The 22,631-nt window shown below is 65.6% G+C and carries 22 protein-coding genes; 6 read left to right on the forward strand and 16 right to left on the reverse strand.

Annotation, left to right across the window (positions count from 1 at the left end; all coding sequences use genetic code 11):
* Nucleotides 1-294 precede the first annotated feature (294 nt).
* From rmuC to BSY238_RS03305, 4 genes are all read right to left on the reverse strand, one after another.
* Nucleotides 295-1,815 carry a DNA recombination protein RmuC gene (gene rmuC, locus BSY238_RS03290; RefSeq protein ID WP_069037887.1) on the reverse strand — a complete coding sequence of 507 codons (1,521 nt, stop codon included), beginning with the start codon at nt 1,813-1,815 and terminating at the stop codon, nt 295-297.
* A gap of 76 nt (nt 1,816-1,891) precedes the next feature.
* Nucleotides 1,892-2,344, reverse strand: coding sequence for a copper chaperone PCu(A)C (locus BSY238_RS03295; RefSeq protein WP_069037888.1), 453 nt, complete (start codon nt 2,342-2,344; stop codon nt 1,892-1,894).
* Between the two features lie 72 nt (nt 2,345-2,416).
* A complete protein-coding gene (gene greB, locus BSY238_RS03300; protein ID WP_069037889.1) occupies nt 2,417-2,962 on the reverse strand; it encodes a transcription elongation factor GreB in 546 nt (181 codons plus the stop codon).
* Between the two features lie 50 nt (nt 2,963-3,012).
* A complete protein-coding gene (locus tag BSY238_RS03305) occupies nt 3,013-3,258 on the reverse strand; it encodes a hypothetical protein (protein WP_069037890.1) in 246 nt (81 codons plus the stop codon).
* Between the two features lie 240 nt (nt 3,259-3,498).
* On the opposite strand from BSY238_RS03305, the gene BSY238_RS03310 reads away from it, so the two are divergent.
* On the forward strand, nt 3,499-3,696 hold the full coding sequence (locus BSY238_RS03310; protein ID WP_069037891.1) for a DUF465 domain-containing protein: 198 nt from the start codon (nt 3,499-3,501) through the stop codon (nt 3,694-3,696).
* Between the two features lie 15 nt (nt 3,697-3,711).
* Here BSY238_RS03310 and BSY238_RS03315 read toward each other — a convergent pair whose 3' ends face one another.
* Complete coding sequence (locus BSY238_RS03315) at nt 3,712-4,599, reverse strand: endonuclease/exonuclease/phosphatase family protein (protein ID WP_223300254.1); 888 nt, start codon at nt 4,597-4,599, stop codon at nt 3,712-3,714.
* A 70-nt stretch (nt 4,600-4,669) separates the two neighbouring features.
* Between BSY238_RS03315 and BSY238_RS03320 the strand changes: the two genes are divergently transcribed.
* The 3 genes from BSY238_RS03320 to BSY238_RS03330 all read left to right on the forward strand — a co-directional run bounded on the left by BSY238_RS03320 (nt 4,670) and on the right by BSY238_RS03330 (nt 7,544).
* The gene (locus BSY238_RS03320) at nt 4,670-5,797 is read left to right on the forward strand and encodes a PQQ-dependent sugar dehydrogenase (protein ID WP_083223905.1); all 1,128 of its coding nucleotides are present in this window, start codon (nt 4,670-4,672) and stop codon (nt 5,795-5,797) included.
* A 72-nt stretch (nt 5,798-5,869) separates the two neighbouring features.
* The gene (locus tag BSY238_RS03325) at nt 5,870-6,952 is read left to right on the forward strand and encodes a 3-deoxy-7-phosphoheptulonate synthase (RefSeq protein ID WP_069037893.1); all 1,083 of its coding nucleotides are present in this window, start codon (nt 5,870-5,872) and stop codon (nt 6,950-6,952) included.
* A gap of 94 nt (nt 6,953-7,046) precedes the next feature.
* Complete coding sequence (locus BSY238_RS03330; RefSeq protein ID WP_069037894.1) at nt 7,047-7,544, forward strand: SRPBCC family protein; 498 nt, start codon at nt 7,047-7,049, stop codon at nt 7,542-7,544.
* A gap of 40 nt (nt 7,545-7,584) precedes the next feature.
* Here the strand turns inward: BSY238_RS03330 and BSY238_RS03335 are convergent, their stop codons facing one another.
* The 3 genes from BSY238_RS03335 to acnB all read right to left on the reverse strand — a co-directional run bounded on the left by BSY238_RS03335 (nt 7,585) and on the right by acnB (nt 12,664).
* Nucleotides 7,585-9,072 (reverse strand): FMN-binding glutamate synthase family protein, encoded by a 1,488-nt coding sequence (locus tag BSY238_RS03335; protein WP_069037895.1) that lies wholly within the window; start codon nt 9,070-9,072, stop codon nt 7,585-7,587.
* A gap of 25 nt (nt 9,073-9,097) precedes the next feature.
* A complete protein-coding gene (locus tag BSY238_RS03340; protein WP_223300255.1) occupies nt 9,098-9,934 on the reverse strand; it encodes a response regulator in 837 nt (278 codons plus the stop codon).
* Nucleotides 9,935-10,078: 144 nt separating this feature from the next.
* The gene (gene acnB, locus BSY238_RS03345; RefSeq protein WP_069040423.1) at nt 10,079-12,664 is read right to left on the reverse strand and encodes a bifunctional aconitate hydratase 2/2-methylisocitrate dehydratase; all 2,586 of its coding nucleotides are present in this window, start codon (nt 12,662-12,664) and stop codon (nt 10,079-10,081) included.
* Between the two features lie 302 nt (nt 12,665-12,966).
* Between acnB and murB the strand changes: the two genes are divergently transcribed.
* Entirely contained in the window at nt 12,967-13,992 is a 1,026-nt protein-coding gene (gene murB, locus BSY238_RS03350; protein ID WP_069037897.1) for a UDP-N-acetylmuramate dehydrogenase, read from the forward strand.
* Nucleotides 13,993-14,267: 275 nt separating this feature from the next.
* Here murB and trmB read toward each other — a convergent pair whose 3' ends face one another.
* From trmB to BSY238_RS03380, 6 genes are read right to left on the reverse strand one after another with little or no spacing between them, the layout of a single operon-like run.
* Entirely contained in the window at nt 14,268-14,951 is a 684-nt protein-coding gene (gene trmB / locus BSY238_RS03355) for a tRNA (guanine(46)-N(7))-methyltransferase TrmB (RefSeq protein ID WP_223300256.1), read from the reverse strand.
* Between the two features lie 13 nt (nt 14,952-14,964).
* Nucleotides 14,965-15,609 carry a hypothetical protein gene (locus BSY238_RS03360; protein ID WP_069040425.1) on the reverse strand — a complete coding sequence of 215 codons (645 nt, stop codon included), beginning with the start codon at nt 15,607-15,609 and terminating at the stop codon, nt 14,965-14,967.
* A gap of 2 nt (nt 15,610-15,611) precedes the next feature.
* Nucleotides 15,612-16,697: a glycosyltransferase gene (locus BSY238_RS03365; protein WP_069037898.1), complete on the reverse strand. Its 1,086-nt coding sequence runs from the start codon at nt 16,695-16,697 to the stop codon at nt 15,612-15,614.
* A complete protein-coding gene (locus tag BSY238_RS03370) occupies nt 16,694-17,728 on the reverse strand; it encodes a glycosyltransferase family 9 protein (protein ID WP_150123873.1) in 1,035 nt (344 codons plus the stop codon). Before BSY238_RS03370 ends, BSY238_RS03365 begins: the two co-directional genes overlap by 4 nt.
* Nucleotides 17,725-18,948, reverse strand: a complete 1,224-nt coding sequence (locus tag BSY238_RS03375) for an O-antigen ligase family protein (RefSeq protein WP_069037900.1) — start codon at nt 18,946-18,948, stop codon at nt 17,725-17,727. The genes BSY238_RS03370 and BSY238_RS03375 overlap by 4 nt, the downstream gene beginning before the upstream one ends.
* Nucleotides 18,945-19,982 carry a polysialyltransferase family glycosyltransferase gene (locus tag BSY238_RS03380; protein ID WP_069037901.1) on the reverse strand — a complete coding sequence of 346 codons (1,038 nt, stop codon included), beginning with the start codon at nt 19,980-19,982 and terminating at the stop codon, nt 18,945-18,947. The genes BSY238_RS03375 and BSY238_RS03380 overlap by 4 nt, the downstream gene beginning before the upstream one ends.
* Before the next feature lie 199 nt (nt 19,983-20,181).
* Between BSY238_RS03380 and BSY238_RS18670 the strand changes: the two genes are divergently transcribed.
* Nucleotides 20,182-20,769, forward strand: a complete 588-nt coding sequence (locus BSY238_RS18670; protein ID WP_069037902.1) for a hypothetical protein — start codon at nt 20,182-20,184, stop codon at nt 20,767-20,769.
* Nucleotides 20,770-20,818: 49 nt separating this feature from the next.
* Here the strand turns inward: BSY238_RS18670 and BSY238_RS03390 are convergent, their stop codons facing one another.
* Entirely contained in the window at nt 20,819-21,931 is a 1,113-nt protein-coding gene (locus tag BSY238_RS03390; RefSeq protein WP_190295048.1) for an AI-2E family transporter, read from the reverse strand.
* A 149-nt stretch (nt 21,932-22,080) separates the two neighbouring features.
* Nucleotides 22,081-22,566, reverse strand: a complete 486-nt coding sequence (locus tag BSY238_RS03395) for a chlorite dismutase family protein (protein ID WP_335625443.1) — start codon at nt 22,564-22,566, stop codon at nt 22,081-22,083.
* Nucleotides 22,567-22,631 lie beyond the last annotated feature (65 nt).

The following is a 22,631-nucleotide window of genomic DNA, read 5'->3' on the forward strand; positions in this document are numbered from 1 at the left end:
CTCCTGGTCTGTCGCGCATGGCGAACGCGTCGATGGGGCGGCGTCCTGCGGTCTGCCCGCCATGCTGCAGACCTCGGCCATGCCGTTCGGCCGACGCTGTCCGCGCGAACCGGTCAAGGCAAGCCACTGCTGCTTTGTGGGGTGAAGGGCGCGTCAGGTTTCCTGAGTGCGCAAATAATCCTGAAAACTGCCGCGGACCACGCTAAATGTTGACGCCGGCAGGCGCCCTTGCGACCGTTCTCGCACGCCCGGCCTTCACACTCAGGCGGAGGCCGCTCCGACGCTGCGTGCGCCTCAGTCGGGCAGCTCGGGATCCGGCGGTGACCCCTCGATCGCCAACTCGTCGGGCAGCAGGCCGGCGCGCAGTTGCCGCGCCGGTTTGACGCCCAGCTGGCGCAGGTTCTCGACCTGTCGCACCAGGTTTCCGCGCCCCGATGACAGCTTGCCGTGTGCGTCCTGATAGGCCTTCTGCGTCTGGTCGATGCGCTTGCCGATCTCTTCGAGGCTTTCGACGAAGCCGACGAACTTGTCGTACAGCCGCGCCCCCTGGTCGGCGATCTGCTGGGCGTTGCGGCCCTGGCTTTCCTGTCGCCAGACGTTGGCCACCATGCGCAGTACCGCCAGCAGCGTGCTCGGACTGACCAGCAGCACGTTGCGCGCAAACGCGTCCTCGAACAGCGTGTTGTCGCTGGTGGCGGCCAGCATGAACGCCGGTTCGACCGGCACGAACATCAGCACGAAATCGGGCGCTTTCAGCCCGTCGAGCGTCGGATAGTTCTTGTCCGACAACCCCTTGATATGGGCGCGGATCGACTGCACATGCTCGCGCTGCGCCGCGGCGCGCGCGGCATCGTTGTCGGCACTGCAGTAGCGCTCGTAGCCGAGCAGCGACATCTTGGCGTCGATGATCATGTGGCGGCCTTCCGGCAGCTGGATGACCACGTCCGGCCGGCGCCGGTTGCCGTCATCGGCGGAATAGCTCTCTTCTGCAACATACTCGTGACCGCGCCGCAGACCGGACGATTCGAGCACCTTTTCCAGCACCATTTCGCCCCAGATGCCCTGCGACTTGTTGCTGCCCTTGAGCGCCTGGGTGAGATTGACCGCGTCTTCGCTGATCCGGGTATTGAGCAGCGCAAGCCGCTCGATCTCGTTCTTCAGCGTCAGCCGCTCCTTCGATTCCCGGTCGTAGGTCAGCGCGACCTGGTCCTGGAAGGCCTTGATCTTCTCGTTCAGCGGATTGAGCAGCAGACCGAGGTTGTCGTGGTTCTGCTGGGTAAAGCGCTGGCTCTTTTCTTCCAGGATGCGGTTCGCCACCTCCTGGAACTGCAACCCCATCTGTTCGCGCGCAGCGTCCAGCAGCGCGAGCTTTTCGGTCGTCTGGCTGCGTTCGGCGTCGAGCTGGGTGCGCAGTTCGGCCACTGCCTCGGCCAACGACTGGCGTTGCTTCGCGCCTTCGGCCAGCGCACGGTCGAGCGCGAGCCGCGACTCGGCGAGCGCCTGTTCGAGCGCCGGCAGACGCTGCGCCTGCGTTTCAGCGCGCACGCGCATCGCTTTCTCCTGCTGCAGGTGAAGGTCGAGCGTGGCGCGGTCGGCACCGCTCACCTTCAGTTCGGCGCGCAGGCGATCGATGTCGAGCGATGCGGCGCGCAGCCGTTCCTGCGCGGTCAGCAGTTCGGCTGCGCGTTCTGTCTGCGCACGTTCGACCACCAGTGCCGTGCGGCTGCGCAGCCAGATGGCGCTCAGCGCACCGCCCAGCAGCGCGGCCACCAGAAGCGCGATCAGGACGGCAGGGTCGGTCAGGCTGACAGGCATGCGGTGCGCAATCCGGTTTGCAAAGCCGGACTATAGCCGGCCCTGCGCGCCCGCCGCGCGATCGGCGAAGCCCGGCTCAGTGCTTGTGATCCATTGCACCGCTGGCGCCGAGCGCGCGCGCGGTCGCCTTGATGACGATGGTTTCGCGCTTCTTGTCGGCGCCCTCGATGACCAGTGTCACCGGTACGTCCTGACCTTCGGTGATCGGTGCCTTCAGATCCATCAGCATGACGTGATAGCCGCCCGGCTTGAGTTCCACCGCCTTGCCGGCCGGCAGGTCGATGCCCGGGATGGCGCGCATGCGCATGATGTCCTTGTCCATCGTCATTTCATGGATTTCGGTGACGCCGGCCACCGGCGAACTGGCTTCGACCAGTCGGGCGGCTTTCGGCGCGGTGATCTGCATGAAGGCGCCAGTCGCCTTCTGCTGCGGCACGGTGGCGCGGACCCAGGGGTCCTTGACGGTGATGTCAGCGATGGCGGGTGCGGCAATCAAGGCGAGCAGTGCAGCAGTCAGCAAGCGACGCATGGTGGTTTCCTGTGGTTGAAAAACGGGGTGTGGGTGTGCAGTGAACGGCGCGACGACCTCCGTGGAGTACGCCTAACGGTAGGAAATTCCCGTGACTTCGATCTCGCGCAACCCGGCCGGGCTCTGCACGCGGACTGTGTCCCCTTCACGCGCCTTCAACAGGGCGCGGGCGAGCGGCGATATCCAGGAAATGCGACCTTCCGAGGCGTTGGCTTCATCGACACCGACGATCTGCACCGTCTGTTCGCTGCCATCTTCGTCCTCGTAGCGCACGGTGGCGCCGAAGAACACCTGGTCGGCGTTCTGCTGGTCCTGCGGATCGACCACCGTGGCGGATTCGAGGCGCTTGATCAGGAAACGGATGCGGCGATCGATCTCGCGCAACCGCTTCTTGCCATATATATAGTCGCCATTTTCCGAGCGATCGCCATTCGAGGCGGCCCAGGCGACGGTTTCAACGATGCGCGGGCGCTCGTCGCGCACCAGTTGGTCAAGCTCGGCCCGCAGACGGCCGTAGCCGGCGAGCGTCATGTAGTTCTTGCTGCCGGGCGGCAGCGCGGTGACGACTTCGGGGTCTTCTTCCTCGGTGTCGGTTTCCTTCGTGAAGGCCTTGTTCATCCGGATGTCAGTGATTGCGTGCTCGTTGGACGAGCACGCATCTTACCGAATCAGTGATAGATCGCCGGTTGGGTCAGCAATGCCTCCCACGGCACCATGAAGGCGTCGAACGCTTCCGCTCCGACTTCATGATCGACTTCGTGGTCGACCAGGGCCTTCAGTTCCTCGCGGAAGCGCTTCGCTGCATCGTCACGGATCAGGGCGCCACGCCCGACGCGCTTGTCGATGACTTCGACCGCTTCCAGCCCTGCATACTCGACCACGTAAACCAGCGGATTGTTGAACATGATGTGCATGATGTATCTCCTTGGCTTGTGCGGCTCACCAGCTTGCAGCCTGACGGTTGTCCGGCTGTTCGATACGGCACTGCAAGACACCTGTATTGCAGGTGGGGCAATCCTGCCGCCTTTCAAGTGATTTAACGGCCGCAGGGCCCGGCGCTGAAGGGAGCTTGCGCCGGTTGCGACACGCTCCTAACATCCACAATCCCTTAACGGCGCAGGCCGCGCGCCGGTTGTCATGATTCGGCCCCGCCCATGGAAGAAGACGAACTGCGCGCATCGCTTGAGCTGCTGCGCATCGAGCACCGCGACCTCGATCAGGCAATCGCCGATCTTCACGCCGCCCAGGCCAGCGACGAGTTGCTGCTGCGCCGCCTGAAGAAACGCAAACTCTTGTTGCGCGACCGCATCGACCAGATCGAACGCATGCTGGAACCGGACGATCGGGCCTGAGGCCGGAACAGTGAATCAGTCGGCGAGAGTGATCCAGACCGGCTGGTGGTCCGACGCAGCGGTGGATTGATCGACTTCGACCGCTTGCACCCGCGGCAGCAGTGGCGCTGTGGCCAACGCAAAATCACAGCAGAAGCGACGTCCCGGCCACTCGCAGCCATGCAGCCCGACCGTGTCGGCATGCGCCACCGTGCCGTGACAGTGCGGCCACAAGTCTTGCCAGCGCGCCTCGGGCGACGCACCTGGGGCAACCAGACGCATGTATTCGTCGCTGCCCGGCTCGCAATTGAAATCGCCGCACAAAAGGGCGGCTGCCGGCCGCGGCACGGCTGCGAAGGCAGCGCCCGATGCCTTCGCCGTCGGCGGCGCCTTCGCATGGGACTGCGCCTCGGCGTCGAGGGCGCGCAGCGCCTCGATCTGCGCCAGGCGCTGCAACCGTGAGTAGTACTCGAGGTGAGTGTTGAGCACGCGCAAGCCGCCAGACGGGCCGTCGAGCACGACTTCGACGCACGCGCGCTGCATGCTCGGGACGGCACCGTCTGCCGGCCACGGCAGCAGATGTCGCCAGGCGGCAAGCACCGGCAGGCGACTCAGCGTGAGGTTGCCGAACTGCCTGCGCGTGCCATCCGGGCGCAGACTGTCGGCACCGGGGGCGAAGATCGGCGAGTGACCGGGAAACTGCGCGGCGAACTGCGCCACCTGGTCATCGCCCGTCAGACCGGGCAGATCGTCGTAGCCGCGCGCGACCTCCTGCAGGCAGATCACGTCGGCATCGCCGAAATCGTTCAGCGCGCGAGCGATCCGTGCGGTGCTGACGCGACCGTCGCAACCGCGCGCCCACTGGATGTTCCAGCTCACCAGCTTCATCGTTGGTCCTTCCTCTTCCGCTTGCGACGGAATCATTGTGCGGAACGCCGGGCGACCGCATCGGTCGATCCGGTTCAGTCCGCCGATTCTGCTACAGGAGAACCCCATGATCCGAACCCTGCTGACCGCCTGCGCCTTCGCGCTGAGTCCGATCGTCGCCCAAGCGCAGCAAGCCCCGCAACATCTCAGCGTGCCACCCGGCTTCGGCATCGAACTGTGGGCCAAGGTCGACAATCCGCGCGCGATGACGCTGGGTGAAGCGGGTCGGCTCTATGTCGGTTCGCGCAAGGGCCACGTCAGCGCGGTACCGTACGACAGCCGCACCATGTCTGCCGGCACGCCGGTGAAGGTCGCCAGCGGCCTGAACATGCCGGTCGGCGTGGCCTGGCGCAAGGGCGACCTGTACGTATCGGCTGTCGACCGCATCGTCAAGCTGCCGGGGATCGACACGCGGCTCGACGCGCCGCCGGCACCGGTACTGGTGAGCGACCGTTTTCCGTCAGACCGGTCCCACGGCTGGAAATTCATCGCCTTCGGACCGGACGACAAGCTTTATGTGCCGGTTGGCGCGCCCTGCAACATCTGCGACCGGGATAAGGACGGCTACGCGAACATCATGCGCATGAATCCGGATGGCAGCGCACTCGAAGTATTCGCGCGCGGCGTGCGCAACACGGTGGGCTTCGACTGGCACCCGAAAAGCGGCGAACTGTGGTTCACCGACAACGGCCGCGATTGGATGGGTGACGACACGCCACCATGCGAACTGAACCGCGTCGCGAAGGCGGGGCAGCACTTCGGCTATCCATACTGCCACGGCGGCAGCGTTGCCGATCCGGAGTTCGGACAGGGGAAATCCTGCGCCGACTACACGGCGCCCGCGCTGAACCTGGGTGCCCACGTGGCACCGCTCGGCATGCGTTTCTATGGCGGTCAGCAGTTTCCGGACGAGTACCGCAACGCGTTGTTCATCGCCGAGCACGGCTCGTGGAACCGCAGCAAGCCGGATGGCTACCGGGTGATGATGGCGCGCCTCGATGGCAACAAGGTGGTGAGCTACACACCCTTCATCGAAGGTTTCCTCGGCCTCAACGACGCTGTGTTCGGCCGCCCGGCCGATGTGCTGGAGCTGCCCGACGGCAGCCTGCTGGTGTCCGACGACCATGCGAACGCGATCTACCGCGTGCGCTGGAACGGCACCCGCACCGCGGCCGGCGACGCGGCACTGCGCTGATGCGGCGGCATGGCCGATTGACTTGATGCGCGCGCGGGCGTTCACTGTCTGGTGCGATCGAGGAGGACGGACATGGACAGCGACAGCTCACTGGAAGACGGGCGAATAGAAAGTTTCGGCGTGATGGCGGCGCCGGTCGACATCAAGAACGACCTGCCGCTGACTGCCCCCGCCGCGCACAGTGTCAATGACGGGCGCGCCGCAGTGCGCAGCGTGCTCGAACGCGGCGATCCGCGGCTGCTGGTGGTGGTCGGTCCGTGTTCGATGCACGATCCGGTCGCCTGCATGGACTACGCTCGGCGGCTGCAAGGGCTGGTCTCGGAACTGTCCGGCAGCCTGCTGATCGTGATGCGCGTCTATTTCGAGAAGCCGCGCACGACGACCGGCTGGAAGGGCTACATCAACGACCCTTTCATGGACGACAGTTTCCGCATCGAGGAAGGCATGCGCCGGGCACGCCGCTTCCTGCTCGACATCGCCGAACTGGGCCTGCCGGCCGCCACCGAAGCGCTCGATCCGATTTCGCCGCAGTACCTGGGCGACCTGGTGTCGTGGACGGCGATCGGCGCACGCACCTCGGAATCGCAGACGCACCGCGAAATGGCCAGCGGCCTGTCCACACCGGTCGGCTTCAAGAACGCGACCGACGGCGATGTGGACGCCGCGATCAACGCCATCATTTCGGCGTCGCGACCGCACAGCTTCCTCGGCATCAGCCGCTACGGCCGCTCCAGCATCATCCGCACACGCGGCAACCCGCATGGCCACCTCGTTCTGCGCGGCGGTGCCGGGCGCCCGAATTACGATTCGGTCAGCGTCACGCTGGCCGAACAGTCGCTGCTGCGGGCCGAGCTGCCACCGAACATCGTCGTCGATTGTTCGCACGCGAACTCGTTCAAGAAGCCAGAAATGCAGCCGCTCGTGCTGGCCGACGTGGCCGCACAGATCCGCGATGGCAATCGCTCAATCGTCGGTGTCATGATCGAAAGTCATCTCGAAGCCGGCAACCAGCCGATTCCGGCCGATCTTTCGCAGCTGCGCTATGGCTGCTCCGTCACCGACGCCTGCGTCGACTGGGCGACCACCGAACGCATGCTGCGCGCACTGGCTGAGACGACTGCCGACGCGCTGCAGCGACGCTGCACCACCGCCTGACGGGAATAGTCCGTCACCTTGCTGCAGATGCAGCCGATAATCCGCGGCAGCGCCATCCGGCGCTCCGATCCGAACTTCAAAAAGGGAACAACTGATGAACGCTTTTCGCACCTTCGTCGCCGGCACCAGCCTGATGCTGATCGCCACCTTCAGCGTCGCCGCCGGCAAGTTGTCGGTGGAACGCGAAGCCACGGTCGATGGTTCGCCCGACACCGTCTGGAAACTGGTCGGCGATTTCAACGGGCTCGACGTGTGGCACCCGGCGGTGGCGTCCAGCACCATGAAGGGAGCGGGCATCAAGGCCGGTGCAACGCGCACGCTGACACTCGGCAATGGCGCCAAGATCGAGGAAAAGCTGACCGCCTACAGCGGCGTCAAGCACACCTACACCTACACCATCCTGAGCAGCCCGCTACCGGTGAAGAACTACGTGGCGACGCTGGCGCTGAGCCCGGCCGGCGAAGGCAAGACGCTGGTGAAGTGGTCATCGACGTTCGACGCCAGCGGCGCCAGTGATGAAGAAGCCAAAAAGGTGATCATCGGCATCTACGAAGGCGGTCTCGAACGCGCAAGCAGCACGCTGAAGAAGTAAGTCCTGCGGCACGCGGCGAACCGATGGGCGCGCCGCGTGCTCAGGCGGTTCGCGCCACCGGGTAGGGATACAGCATGTTGAGCGCCGTGCTCTGCCCGTTCGGCTGCACGATGCGCGTGTGCTCGCGACGGAATTCCCGCGCATGGCGCAGCCCGCACGAGTGGGCAATCATGTCGATTTCCTGATTCATGTTGAGGCAGTAGTTGGCCACCCGGGCCGCCTTGTCCGCGACATCGAGCCCGCGGTGCAGCTTGGGGTTGTGCGTCGTGATGCCGGTCGGACAGCTGTTCGAATGGCAGCGCAGCGCCTGGATGCAGCCGAGCGAAAACATGAAGCCGCGCGCGGTATTGACGAAATCCGCACCGGCCGACAGCGCCCAGGCGGCGCGCGCCGACGTGACCAGCTTGCCGGCGGCGATCACCTTTACCCGTTCGCGCAGCCCCGCTTCGATCAGTGAATCGACCGCACGCGGCAAGGCCTCGTCGATCGACAGCGCCACATGATCGGCCAGCGCCTGCGGTGCCGCCCCCGAACCGCCCTCGCCGCCGTCGATCGCGATGAAATCCGGCGCCGCCGCGATGCCGCGGCGCAGGATGGCCTCGCACAGATCGTTCATGAAATGCCAGCCGCCGAGCGCCGTCTTGATGCCGACCGGCTTGCCGGTGACATCGCGGATCAGCGCGATGCGGTCGAGCAGCTGTTCGACGTTCGACACTTCCGGATGACGGTTCGGGCTGATCGAATCAACGCCCTGCGGAATGCCGCGGATGCGCGCGATCTCCGCGGTCACCTTGGCTGCCGGCAACACGCCGCCCTTGCCCGGTTTCGCGCCCTGCGACAGCTTGATCTCGAACGCACGCACCGATTCGATCGCCGCCAGCTCGCGCAGCCGCGCCTCCGACAGCAGGCCCTGCGAATCGCGTACGCCGTACTTGGCGGTACCGATCTGCAGAATGACGTCGCAGTTGCCTTCCAGGTGATACGGCGACAGTCCGCCCTCGCCGGTGCTCATCCAGCAGCCTGCCTGGGCTGCGCCGCGCGACAGCGCCTGCACGGCTGGTGCCGAAATCGCACCGAAACTCATGCCGCTGACGTTCACGATGGAGCGCGCGGTAAAGGGCTTGTCGCAGAAACCGTTACCCAGAATCAACGGCGGCGTGGTTTCCCTGTCCTCGTCGAGCACCGGAAACGGCGCATTGACGAAGATCAGCGCGCCGGGCTCGTGCAGCGAATAGGTCGAGCCGAAGCCGATGATGCCGCCCTCGTTCTTCGCCAGCCGGTACACCCAGCCACGGGTGGCGCGATTGAACGGCATTTCTTCCCGGTCGCCGAGAAAGAAGTACTGCCGGAAGTATTCGCCCAGCTGTTCGAAGAAATAGCGCAGGTGACCGACAACCGGATAGTTGCGCAGGATGGTGTGCTGGGTCTGCGTGCTGTCCTGGATGTAGCGGTACAGCAGCAGCAGCACCAGCCCGATCACCAGCGCCACGCCCAGGCTGACCTGGAACACCGACATCAAGGTTTCCATTGCACTCTCCGGTAAGACGATGCCATCAACCCGGCTGCAACAGCGCGCGCCGCAGCAGCGAACGAATCGACGTCGCTTCGAAAGGCTTGTCGCAGATGCCGGACACGCCCGCCTGTTCGACGGCCGCCAGCCGGCTCATGTCCGATTCGCTGGTGACCATCAGGATGGGTACGGACGCCTGCCAGCTCTGCTGGCGCACGTACTCGACCAGCGCGCGGCCGTCCATTTCCGGCATGTTGTAGTCGGTGACGATCAGGTCGAACATCGTCTGTTCGAGGTGGGCGACTGCTTCGAGGCCGTTCTCCGCCTCGACGAAGTCGCGCAGGCCGATGTTCTCGAGCACCCGGCGCATGTAGCGGCGTGCGTTCCCGCTGTCGTCGACCAGCAGTACGCGCAGCGACTCGAAATCGATGTCGGCGTCGTCCGTTCCGCCCTCGGCCAGGAAATCAGCCGTGGCCTCGAGCACGCGCCGCAACTGGGCGTCCGAGAAAGGCTTGGGCAGGATGCCGCAGACGCCGGACTGGCGGACCGGATCGAGCGCCTGCGGCCGCGTTTCGCTCGATACCAGAACGAATGCGACATGCTGCAGCGCTTCGGTCGAGCGCATTGTCTGCACCAGATCGGTACCGTCACCATCGGGCAGGTAGAGTGCGCTGATCACCACGTCGGGCAGTTTCTGCTGCATGGCGGCGAGCGCCGACTGCAGCCCGTCGGCTTCGCGTATCTGCGCGATGCCCAGGCCGCTGGCACGTTCACGGATGATTTTCATCTGCGTGGGAGAAGGTTCCACCAGCAGTACATCAAGGTGCAGGATATCCGGAGACATGGTGAGCCCGGCCGCGGCCGTAACGAATGCGATCACCTGTTAGCGGCTCCGTCGCAGCGCAACATGAGGACGCCCCGCCCATGCGTGCGCCGCGCCTTGTCTGCACGCACGCATGCGGCATGAAAAAGGCCCGCCGGATGTCCGGCGGGCCTTCGGTCAGTCACAGCGCCAGGCGCAGGATCAGGCCGTGACTTCCTTTGCCGTTTCCGCGTATTCCTCGATCTGGTCGAAGTTCATGTAGCGGTATACCTTGTCGCCGTCCTTGTTGATGGCGCCCATGTCGGCGTGGTACTCGGCGACGGTCGGGATGCGCCCCAGCTTGGAGCAGATCGCGGCCAGTTCGGCGGAACCCAGATACACATTGGTGTTCTTGCCGAGACGGTTCGGGAAGTTGCGGGTCGAGGTCGACATGACGGTCGCACCTTCGCGCACCTGCGCCTGATTGCCCATGCACAGCGAGCAGCCCGGCATTTCGGTGCGTGCACCGGCGGCGCCGAACACGCCGTAATGACCTTCCTTGGTCAGTTCGGCCGCGTCCATCTTGGTCGGCGGGGCGATCCACAGCTTGACCGGGATGTCGCGCTTGCCTTCGAGCAGCTTGGACGCCGCGCGGAAGTGGCCGATATTGGTCATGCACGAACCGATGAACACTTCGTCGATGACCTGACCCTGCACTTCGGACAGGAATTTCGCGTCGTCCGGGTCGTTCGGGCAGCACACGATGGGTTCCTTGATGTCGGCCAGATCGATCTCGATCACCGCGGCGTACTCGGCATCGGCGTCGCTTTCCAGCAGCTTCGGATCGGCCAGCCAGGCCTCCATCGCCTTGATGCGGCGGGCCAGCGTGCGCGCGTCCTGGTAGCCGTTGGCGATCATGTTCTTCATCAGCACGATGTTCGAATTCATGTACTCGATCATCGGCTCCTTGTTCAGCTTGACCGCGCAGCCGGCGGCGGAACGTTCGGCGGACGCGTCCGACAGCTCGAATGCCTGTTCCACCTTCAGGTCGGGCAGGCCTTCGATTTCCAGGATGCGGCCGGAGAAGATGTTCTTCTTGCCCTTTTTCTCGACCGTCAGCAGGCCGGCCTTGATCGCGTACAGCGGAATGGCATGCACCAGGTCGCGCAGCGTGATGCCGGGCTGCATCGTGCCCTTGAAGCGCACCAGTACCGATTCCGGCATGTCCAGCGGCATCACGCCGGTGGCGGCGGCGAAGGCGACCAGACCGGAACCGGCCGGGAAGCTGATGCCGATCGGGAAGCGGGTGTGCGAATCGCCGCCGGTGCCGACCGTGTCCGGCAGCAGCAGGCGGTTCAGCCACGAGTGGATGACGCCGTCGCCCGGGCGCAGTGCCACGCCGCCGCGCGTGCTGATGAAGGCCGGCAGTTCGCGGTGCATCTTCACGTCGACCGGCTTCGGATAGGCGGCGGTGTGGCAGAAGGACTGCATCACCAGGTCGGCCGAGAAGCCGAGGCAGGCCAGATCCTTCAGTTCGTCACGCGTCATCGGGCCGGTGGTGTCCTGGCTGCCGACCGTGGTCATCTTCGGTTCGCAGTAGGTGCCCGGGCGCATGCCCTTGCCTTCAGGCAGGCCACAGGCGCGACCGACCATCTTCTGCGCCAGCGAGTAGCCCTTGCCGGTATCGGCCGGCACCTGCGGCAGGCGGAACAGCGTCGACGGCGGCAGGCCCAGCGCCTCGCGCGCCTTGGCCGTCAGGCCGCGCCCGATGATCAGCGGAATGCGGCCACCGGCACGCACTTCGTCGAACAGCACGTCGGACTTGACGGTGAATTCAGCGATCACCTTGCCGTCCTTCAGCGCCTTGCCTTCGTACGGGCGCAGTTCGATCACGTCGCCCATGTCCATCTGGCTCACATCCAGCTCGATCGGCAGCGCGCCGGCATCTTCCATCGTGTTGTAGAAGATCGGGGCGATCTTGCTGCCCAGGCACACACCGCCGAAACGCTTGTTCGGCACGAAGGGGATGTCTTCGCCGGTGAACCACAGCACGGAATTGGTGGCCGACTTGCGGCTCGATCCGGTACCGACCACGTCGCCCACGTAGGCGACCAGATTGCCCTTGGCGCGCAGCGATTCGATGAACTTGACCGGGCCGCGCTTGCCGTCCTCTTCGGGCGTGATGCCCGGGCGGGTGTTCTTCAGCATGGCCAGCGCGTGCAGCGGAATGTCCGGGCGGCTCCAGGCGTCCGGTGCCGGCGACAGGTCGTCGGTATTGGTTTCGCCGGTCACCTTCAGGATGGTCAGCGTGATCGACTTCGGCACTTCCGGGCGGCCGGTGAACCACTCGGCGTCGGCCCAGCTCTTCATCACGGCGATCGCATTGGCGTTGCCGGCGTCGGCCTTGTCCTTCACGTCGTGGAACTGGTCGAACATCAGCAGCGTCTTCTTCAGGCCTTCGGCGGCCACGGCGCCCACTTCGGCGTCGTCCAGCAATTCGATCATCGGGCTGATGTTGTAGCCGCCGAGCATCGTACCCAGCAGTTCGGTCGCCTTGGCGCGCGAAATGAGCGCGCACTTTTCGGTGCCGTGCGCCACGGCGGCCAGATAGCTCGCCTTCACCTTGGCGGCGTCGTCGACGCCGGCCGGCACGCGGTGGGTGATCAGTTCGACCAGCGTGGCTTCCTCGCCTGCGGGCGGCGCCTTCAGCAGTTCGATCAGTTCGGCAGTCTGCTTCGCAGTCAGCGGCAGCGGCGGGATGCCGAGCGCGGCGCGTTCAGCAACATGGGCACGATAAGCTTCAAGCACGGTGGTTCCTCCGGTGGACGGGTATTTCGCATCATAGAACGACACACCGGCTCGATGGTGCGTCGCACGAAGACACGGACAGAAAATCCGCGGCCTGTACCGATGCGAACCGGCCGCCACAGAGCGATACCGTGCGCTGCCGTCATTCGCAAACCCGCATGGCGCACTGCAATAGCGGCGCACGACCGGGTGGTTCAAGTCTTATATATGATATCTTTTATTCGATTGACCGCCAAGGACGTCCATCGAGTCTAGGTGACAGGCTTGGCTATACTCGCGCTGCCTTTTCCGCCCGGCGCACCATGATTCAACCTGTCCAGACCGACGCCGACCTGCGTCACCTCAATACCCTGCACTTGCCGGCACACGCCGCACGGCTGCAGCCGGTCGACGACGCGTCCGACCTGCCGACGCTGACGCAAGCCGCCCGCGACGCCGGCGGCCCGGTGCTGGTGCTCGGCGGCGGCAGCAATATCGTGTTCGGCCGGAATGTCGACGGCACGGTGCTGCACATGCGCACGCTCGGCATCGACCTGCTGGCGCAGTCCGGCAACGACGTGCTCGTATCGGTCGCGGCGGGCGAAAACTGGCACGACTGGGTCGCGCGCGCGCTGGCGCACGGCTGGCACGGACTGGAAAATCTCGCACTGATACCGGGCACCGTCGGTGCCGCACCCGTCCAGAACATCGGCGCCTACGGTGTCGAACTGATCGATCGCCTCGACCACGTAGACGCCTGGGACATGACCGACCGCCGCTGGCTTCGCCTGAGTGCCGACGAGTGCCGCGCCGGTTATCGCGACAGCGTGTTCAAGCACGAACTGGCGCAGCGCGCCATCATCACCCGCGTGGCCTTTCGCCTGACGACCGAAGCGCGTGTGCGCTGCGACTACGCCGACCTGCAACGCGAACTTTCCTCGCGCGGCGTCACGCAGGTGACGCCGCAGCACGTGTTCGACGCGGTGTGCGCAGTGCGCCGCGCCAAGCTGCCCGACCCTGCGGTGCTCGGCAACGCCGGGAGCTTCTTCCGCAACCCGGTGCTGCCTGCCGCCGATGCGGCCCGCCTGCTCGCCGCCCACCCGGATGCAGCGCACTACCCGGCAGCGCACGGCGCCGTGAAAGTCGCCGCGGCCTGGCTGATCGACCAGTGCGGCTGGAAGGGCGCGCGGCGCGGCGACGCCGGCGTGCATGACAGGCAGGCACTGGTGCTGGTCAACCATGGCGAGGCCTCCGCCGCCGACCTGCTCGGCCTTGCCGCCGACATCCAGGCCAGTGTGCAGGCGCGCTTCGGCGTGACGCTAGAACCCGAGCCACTGATCCTGCGCTGAGCGGGCGGTCCGGAGGGTCGCTCGGCCGCGGTTGCATGTTGGGCATCGCTGCGCTCACCCCAACCTACGGGTCGCCCGGTTTTTGGGGTAGGCAGGGGGAGCGCAGCGATGCCCGATCTACCCCACAACCGCCACACCACGCCCCGCCACCACCGCACCCCATGTCGCTCGCCCGACCCGTAGGTTGGGGTGAGCGCAGCGATGCCCAACAGTTCATCGTCGCGACATGGTGGCCTGGGCGATCGGTCCGCCTGCATTACACGCCAGCGGCCCGCTCACGAAGCGGCGCCCGCATTCAGCACGCAGCGGTACAGCGCATGTCCGCTCGCCAGGTATTTGCGCTCGAACGGCGTCATCGGCGCATCGGTCGTGAAGGGCTCGACCCCCGCTTCGAGGCCTGCGATCAGCCGTGCGGCCAGTGCGAACTCTTCGACATAGATGCGCCAGTTGCTGCGGCACTCGATGACGCCGCCCAACTCCAGCACGACCGGAAACACCGGATGCGCCGGCCAGCGTCGCGCCAGCTGCCCGATCTTCGGCCACGGGTTCGGATAGAGCATGTACTGGCGCGCCGGGCGGCAGGCGTGGCGCTGCAGCAGCAGCCAGATGTCGGTCATGTCGGCACGCAGAAGCAGCGCATTGCCGGGCAGCGCGGGGGCGCGCGACAAACGGTCGGCAGACTGGTCAATGCCGAGCACGAAGTGGTCTGCAAAACGCTCCGCCAGGTGCCGCGTGCTTTCGCCGACCCCGCAGCCACTGTCGACGATCAGCGCACGCGCCGGATCGCAGGTGCGCGTAAAACCTGCGAACGCCGCAGCACTGTAGGCCGCGACCGGCTTGCGGAATTCGCCGCGCGCGCGGCGCGCGATCAGCGCTGCAAGATGATCGTGCGGGCCGGTCTGGACACTGTCGGGAAGGCGCGACCTGCCGATGCAAGGCGCCGTGTGGGAACCGTCCACTCCGCGGCCTCGACTACGACAGGTAGCGCCGCTCGAACTGGCTGATCCAGACCGACCAGCCGAGGATCATCGGATGGATCATTTCCATGCCTTCCTCGAATGCCGCCGCGTACAGCTTCACCATGGGGCCGAGCTCGACGCCGTAATCGACCGACAGCGTCGCCGGCAGACGGTCGAGCACCTTGCCGGCGACGACCAGCAGGGTCCCGGCCAGCAGCCATGCGCCCGAGCGGGAGCGCCAGCCGCCACGCAGGAGCAGGAAGCGGCCGATGATGAACCCCGCATAGAGCACCAGTCCGATCAGCACGAGCGCGATGGCGCCGCAGATAAGCTTTTCCTCTATCGGTCGCGCGGCATCGCGGTAAAAACTGTTCTTCAGGAAGCTTTCGCCGGTGAAGGCCTTGTGCCAGTCGGCCTCGCGCGCGGCGAACGCGAGGCACAGCAGCGCGAAGGCCCAGGCACGCGGACCGAGCGGGCGGATGCGCACGATCACGATCAGCGCGGTGACGATCCACGCGGGTTCGGACAGCCGCTCGAAAGGTCCTGCCTCCGAAAACACCCAGACAAAGGATTCTTCGCTCAACAACAGCGGGAACAGCGCCAGCAGCGCGGTGAACAACGCAATGGCGACAACGATGCGACGATCAGCGGGAACCATGTTCATTCCTGTTCAAGCACGCGACGATAGACGGTCAGATTGCCGTCCACCATCGCGTCGACCGAAAAGTCGGCCAGTATGCGCGCCCGGCCGGCTGCGCCGAGGCGGTGGCGCAGCGGCGGGTCATCCAGCAGGCGACGCAGTGCGGCGGTGAGTGCCGCCACATCGCCCGGTTCGATCAGCAGGCCACTGACACCGTCGGCTACCGCTTCGGGCAGACCGCCGGCACGGCAGGTCACGATGGGCACCGCGGCGGCCGATGCCTGCAGCAGCGACACACCCAGCCCCTCCATGTCGGCCGGATGGGCGAGTATGTCCAGTCCACCAAGCCAGCGCGGCAGATCGTTGCGGAAGCCGGCGAAGCGGATGACATCGGCCAGTCCGCGCGCCCGCACCTCGGCTTCGAGCGCGTCATGCAGCGGCCCCTGGCCGAAAAACAGCACCCGCACATCCGGGTGGGCCGCGCGCAGCGCATCGGCTGCATCGATCATGTAGCGATGGCCCTTGCGCGGAATCATCTGTGCCACGACGCCGATCACCCGTGCGTCGGGCGGCAGGTCGAATTCGCACCGGAAGGCGGCCGCGTCGACCGGCTCAAGATAAGGCGTGGCATCGACCGCGCTGCGCACGCAGCTGGCCCGGTGAGCCGCCAGCCCTTCCGACAGCAGCACCTGACGGATACCTTCGGAAATCGTGATGACATGGTCGAACAGCCGGTACTTCAGCGCGACCAGCCAGCGCGCTTCCGGGTTGTCCACCCGGCGCGACAGCACGCAGCGCGTGCCGGTCAGCCGCGCTGCGACGCCGCCCCAAAGATCGGCACCGCGCCGGCTGTGCAGATGCACGATGTCGGGGCGCGTCTCGCGGATCAGCGCGGCCAGCCGCAATGCCATGCCGGCGTCGGCATCGCCGCCCATCTTCATTTCGACCACCTGCGCGTGACCGGCGCACGCGGCGGCGATACCCGCGCCGGGCGGGCAGGCGAGCACATTCGTCACGCCGCGCCGCGCCAGCCCCTCGACGATGTAGGCGACCTGGCGGGCGCCACCGTAGTAGTGCTTGCCGGCCTCGACATGCAGCACCTTCATGCGGATCGCACCCGGGCAACGTCTTCCAGCACCCGCTCCGGTGTGATGTCGCGCAGGCAGGTCCAGGCGCCACCGCAGGTCGGATTGCGCCGGCACGGCGAACAGCTCATGCCGAGCCAGATTACGAGGGCATTGGCGCGGCCGGTGTTCGTATACGGGCAGGTGGAACCGAAAATGGCCACGGTCGGCACCGAAAACGCGATGCCCATGTGCGTGAGGCCGGTATCGACGCCGACCAGCAAACCGGCACTGCGCACCAGCGCCGCCGCTTCAGGCAGCTTCGTCCGCCCGACCAGATTGATCAGGCCGGGCGCACCGGCGGCGATGCTGGCCGCCGCGTGCGCATCGGCTGGCCCACCCAGCAGCACCGGCGTGAGCCCGGTCTGCGCCACCAGCTTCGCAGCCAGCGTTTGCCAGGCGTCTTCGAACCAGTGCTTCTGCGGCCGCGTCGTGAAGGCGGCGAACACGGCGTAACGACCCGGCACCAGACCGTATTCGGTCAGCAATGCCTGCGCGCGCGCATCGGCCTCGGGTGCCACATGCAGCGCCGGCATGAAGTCGCCGGTGTCAAGTTCGAGTTGCTGCGCCAGGTGCAGGTATTCGGACGAAATGCGGGCGACGTCGCCGCCGCGCGGCACCACGCGGGTCATCAGCCATTGGCTGCCCTCGCGCGACCCGAGACCGATGCGGGTCGGCGCGCCCGACAGCCAGGCCAGCACGCCGCTCTTGAGCAGCCCCTGCAGGTCGAGCACGGTATCGAAATGATGGCCGCGCAGTTCGGCACGCAGGGCGCGCACGCGGCGCCACAACTCGATGCGCCTGCCGCTGCGCCACAGTTGCACCCACTCCGCCTTCGGCCACAGGATGCGCGCATCGATGGCCGGATCATGGGAGATCAGCGCATCGATGCCGGGTTCCACCAGCCAGGCGATCCAGGCATCCGGGTGGCTGCGCCGCAGAGCGGCGGCCAGTGGCGATGCGAACACCACGTCGCCGATGGCCGAAGTACGCACGATGAGGATGCGTTTCAAGCTTCGGGCTCCCTGATGCCGCACCACAGGGCGGCAAGGAATACGGCATACATCAGGCTGATGTTGGAGCGCATCAGATAGGACTCGAACAGACTGATCGTCATGATGAGTACCGGTGGAGCCGTTCTGATGAACTGCCGGCCGTCCGGCGGGTTGTGACGCAGCAGTGGCAGCAGCAGCAGCACGAGGAGGATCGAACCGCCGAGCACACCGGTCGCCGTCAGCACATACAGGTAGTGGTTATGTGGGTTCCACGCTGTCTTCCACTCCGGGGTATGAAGCGCATTCGTCTTGTCGTACTCCGTCGGATAGTCGCCGAGACCCACGCCAAGAACGGGGTTCTGAAGAAAAATCCGCGTCGCGTTGATGGCGAAGACGATCCGCAACCCGACCGATGAATTCGGGCGATCTTCGTAATGCATGACTTGATCGACCGCGTCGTCGAAACGGCCCTGGAAATAGCTGTTTCCGAAATAGCCCGCAGTCAGCACGCCGCTCACGATGGAGGCGGCAAGCATGGCTGCGACAAGTGGTCGCTTCGCAAAGCGCTGGACGATCAGGAGCGCGACCAGCACGAGGAATCCGACCAGACCCGCACGCCCGCCCGAAAACACGAGGTTGATCGAGGTCGTGGCAAGCAACAGGGCATAGAGCAGGCGCTGGCGCCGCGAGCGTGCTTCAAACAGCAGCCGGTAGCCCGCCAGATAGCCCGCCAACGCAAGCACCGGCGCGTACATGATGCGATCGACGAAGGGCGCAGTGTCGTCCGGATTCTTGTCTACTCGTATTCCTTCCGGCAGTTCAAGCCAGAAATTGATCTGTACCCAGTTGTAATAGGCGAGGACCTGGCATAAGGCGATCGAAATCAGGAAGGCACTGACATAGCGGTCGAAATGCTCTCGCCTTGCCACACTGAAGTACAGGGCGAACAAAAGGAAGAAGTTCTGCCGCGACAACATGCCGCCCCCCCATTCGAGGTCCTCCGACCACAGCAGAGACAATGCGAACACCGCGTAGTAGGCGGCGCAGACCCACACCAGGGGTTCCGCCGCCAGCGCACGCAACTTGGCAGCGTATCGACCTTCCAGCAACCAGAGGATCAGTATCAGCGCGCTGAGCCAGTACGCCGGCGCGACGGTCAGCGGAATTGAGAAGAACACCCCGGCCAGCAGCCATGAGTTGATCACCGGAATGCGATCGCGAAAACCGGTGACGTTCATGCGAAGCGCACTCCGCACTGTTCGAAGGCGTTCCTCATATCCGACCTTTCCTGCTCGCTCTTGAAAAGCACGTCATTCCAGCCAAAGGCAACGACCGGCACGGTCTGCGGATAGATCTGCCGCGCGAACAGCAGTGCGCTGGAACGTACACCCACGACTGCGTCGTAAGGCGTTCGTGCCATATGCACCTCGAGCGCGCAGTCCGGCTCGATGAGCCGGTAGTCCGGGTGGCGCAGTTCGTGTTCCGGATCCTTGGGATGCGCCTTGTAATCGATATCCGTGATGCCCTGACGGTCCAGCCACGAACGAATGGCTGCCGTCATCGCAGGCAGCCGGTCCTTCTGCAGCAATGCGAAGCCGACCAGTGGCTGACCGATGACCAGTGCACGCCGCGACGCCGCCAATGCCGTACCGTCAGCGCCTGCTGGCTCGACCAGCGGCGGCAGCGCCCGGATCTTCTCCGCCGGATACTGGTGCGGCAATCCGCGCACTACATATATGCAGTCGCAGAAGTCGGCATCCGAACCGATGCGATCGCCGGCGAAGCAGGCATAGCGCAATTCCGGCGCGAACAGGCTGCGCAGCAAGCGCAGCCGCTGCATCAGCCGCTTCGCGAGCGACAGCGGGTAACGCCGGATGCTGATCAGGCCGTCGGGCAGGATGCGAGCATGCATTTCGCGTGCACCGGCCCGCCGCGGCAGCGCATGCAGGAAGTAATTGATCGCTTCGGTGTCGAAAACTGCGCTGTGCAGCAGCAAGGTGTCGCATCGCCCGACCAGCCCGGCCACCAGATCGATGTTTGCGCGCAGCCGGCGGTGCCGCCCGAACCAGCCGGGCAAGGGCTCCCAGCGCGGCCAGGGCATGTAGGTGCAGGCATCCCATTCGGACGGATCCACGACTGCCTTCATGCCCGGCTTGTACCAGACCAGCACCTGCTTCGCATCGCGCTCGATGTCGCTGGCAATGCGCCGGGCAGCCAGGTACTGCAGGGGGGATGCGACAAAATAGACGGCAACCGTTCGGTGATCTGACATGCCGGCGTTGGGCGATGTTTCGGGAAGTCGCGATGCTACCTTTTTGTGCCTGCCTGAGGGCGCCCAGCCCGAAGCCGAGGGCGCGCGAACGCGATTGCCGGCATCATTGGCGGAACACCTGTGTGCGGATGCCGATCGACATGCAGGCCCCATGCACTGACACGACGCACGATGTCGCCTTCCACGGAATCCAGAAACGATGAAGCGGTTCTATAGCCTGACTGCACTGCTGCTGTGTGCAGCCTTCCTGACCGGATGTGTCACCCCGCGCCCGCCAATGAGCGAGGCCGAACTCGAACAGGTGCTCACACGAGCGTATCCGGGCCGCAGCGCGCAGGAGGTCATGGCGGCCGCCACCCGTCTGTGGCGGCTGGCCGATGGTGACGACTTCCGCATCAAGCCGGGTGACAACAGCCTGGTGGCCGAACGCGACTGGGTGTTCTACTCGCAGATGGTGCGCATCGTCGGCGACGACACGTGGACCTTGACCGTCAGCGAAGCCGATGGCGCGACGAAGGCCCGACTGTCGCTGCTCACCTACCGGCGCAGCACGACGGTATCGTCCTTCGGCATGACGCCGACCACCCAGACCACGCCGCGCATCGGCGGCCCGGTCAAGGGCAGCGCAATCTACGATCTCTTCTGGGCGCGCATGGACCACCTTCTCGGTGTGCGCGCCGACTGGATGACCTGCGCCGAGGCCGAAGCACGGGTCAGTGCCGGCACCACCTGGGGCAACAAGGACGCGCTGTGCGCCGGTTACAGCTTCATCGATGCGGCGCCCTGATTCGAACTGATTCGCCGGGCAGAGGCCCGGCAAGACACCCGGCCGCCGGTCACGACCGGTCGAGAAAGGTGCCGATCGGCTCCCAGTGTTCGACGTGCGAACACACGACCTTGATGATGATGAGCATCGGCACGGCGATAAGCATGCCGGCAATACCCCACAGCCAGCCCCAGAACAGGAAGCTTATGAACACCGCGACCGGATTGAGCGACAGCATGCGCCCGGCGAACAGCGGCTGGATGAACTGGCCTTCGATGACGGTGATGGCAAGGAAGCTGGCCGGAATCAGCCAGGCTTCGGCCACGCTGTCGAAGTTGATCAGCGCGGCGAGCGACAGGGCGAGCAGGCAGAGCGTCGGCCCGAGATAGGGAATGAAATTGAGCAGACCGGCCATGACGCCCCAGAGCGCCGGGTTGGGCATGTCGAGCAGATACATGGCGGCAGCGGTCGCCACGCCCAGCCCGGCATTGATGGTGCTCAGGGTCAGGAAGTAGCGGCCGATGTCCTGCTGTATCTGACGCGCCACGCCGATGGCGCGGATCTTGTCGCGCAGGGTCGGCATCAATCGCACCACCTTGCGCAGGAAGCCGTCGCCCGACGCCAGCAGGAAGTAAAGCAGCACCACGGTCGAGGCGGCGCCGATCAGGAAGTACTGCGTGCCGGTGAACAGCACCGAACCCAGGCCCGGTTCCTTCAGCACGACCGACCTCACCCTGGAATTGTCGTTGCTGGAGGTCATCGCCTCCAGGCGCTCCGTCGCCTCGCGCACCTCCTCCACCGGCCGCTGCAACTTCAGCAGCTTCACTTCGACTTCGCGCAGCGCGCGCGGCGAACGTTCCAGCCAGTCGAGCGCCGGATTGGTCAGAAAGTACAGCCCTGCCCCGACGCCACCGACCATCATCACGACCACCACGCCGGCGGCAATCGATTCATGGATGCGCCACTTCTTCAGCAGGGTGACCAGCGGCGCGAGCAGCAGGGCGAACAGCACCGCCAGCACGATGGGCATGAGCAGGGCTCGAGCGAAGTACACCGCCCCCAGCGCGGCCAGCCAGAACAGCCCGATGAGCGCCCGCGAGCCATTGCGCAGGCGTGGAACTGCAGCGACTGCCTGCACGATCTCGGGCAGCGATTCCGGTTCGGAGCATGCTGGTGGAAGCACGCTGTCCGCCCCCGGGGAGGCTGATTCGATGCCGGAAGGGGCAGCTTCCGCGGTGTGCGGAGCGCCGGGTGGCACAGATAGGGTATTCATCGACGGATACTACCCGAGCCACCGTCGAACACGCGGGTCCCACTCGCCCTGGAGGGTCGTCAGCGCGGATCGAACGCCAGCGTCACTTCGACTTCGCGCTCGACATAGACCCACTCGGGCGAGGCGCGCAGCGTGGCGGTGAGGTCGTCGAACACGGCCGCGTCCTGCGGTGCGAATTCGAACCAGGTCAGGAAGTCGAACGGTTCGGCTTCCGACAGGTCCCGGCAGTGATGCAGCTTGCGCGCCACCGCCGGCAGCGCGCGCATGCCGTGCGCCACATGGTGCGACTGCTCCTCCAGGATGTCGCGCCGTTCGTCCTGCGTCAGCGCCCACCAGGCGGCCGACTTGCGGATCGGAATCAACACGGCGCTGCGCGCCTCGGCGCGGGCCAGCGGCGGCTGCAGCGCAAGCAACTGCTGCTTCTCCGGCCGGGTGACGTAGCGTTCGTTGCTGGCGATGCCGCGCAGCGTCCACGCTCCGGCCGCTTCAACCGCACCGGCGACGATGTCGAGCCGCGATGCAGTCGCCAGGCCTTCGCCGATCACGGCGTGCACTCCCGTGATGTGCCACGGGCCGGCGCCGCCGGCTGCAAAGGAAAACAAACGTGGGG

The sequence above is a fragment of the Methyloversatilis sp. RAC08 genome, assembly GCF_001713355.1.
In the GTDB taxonomy this organism is placed as follows: Bacteria; Pseudomonadota; Gammaproteobacteria; order Burkholderiales; family Rhodocyclaceae; genus Methyloversatilis.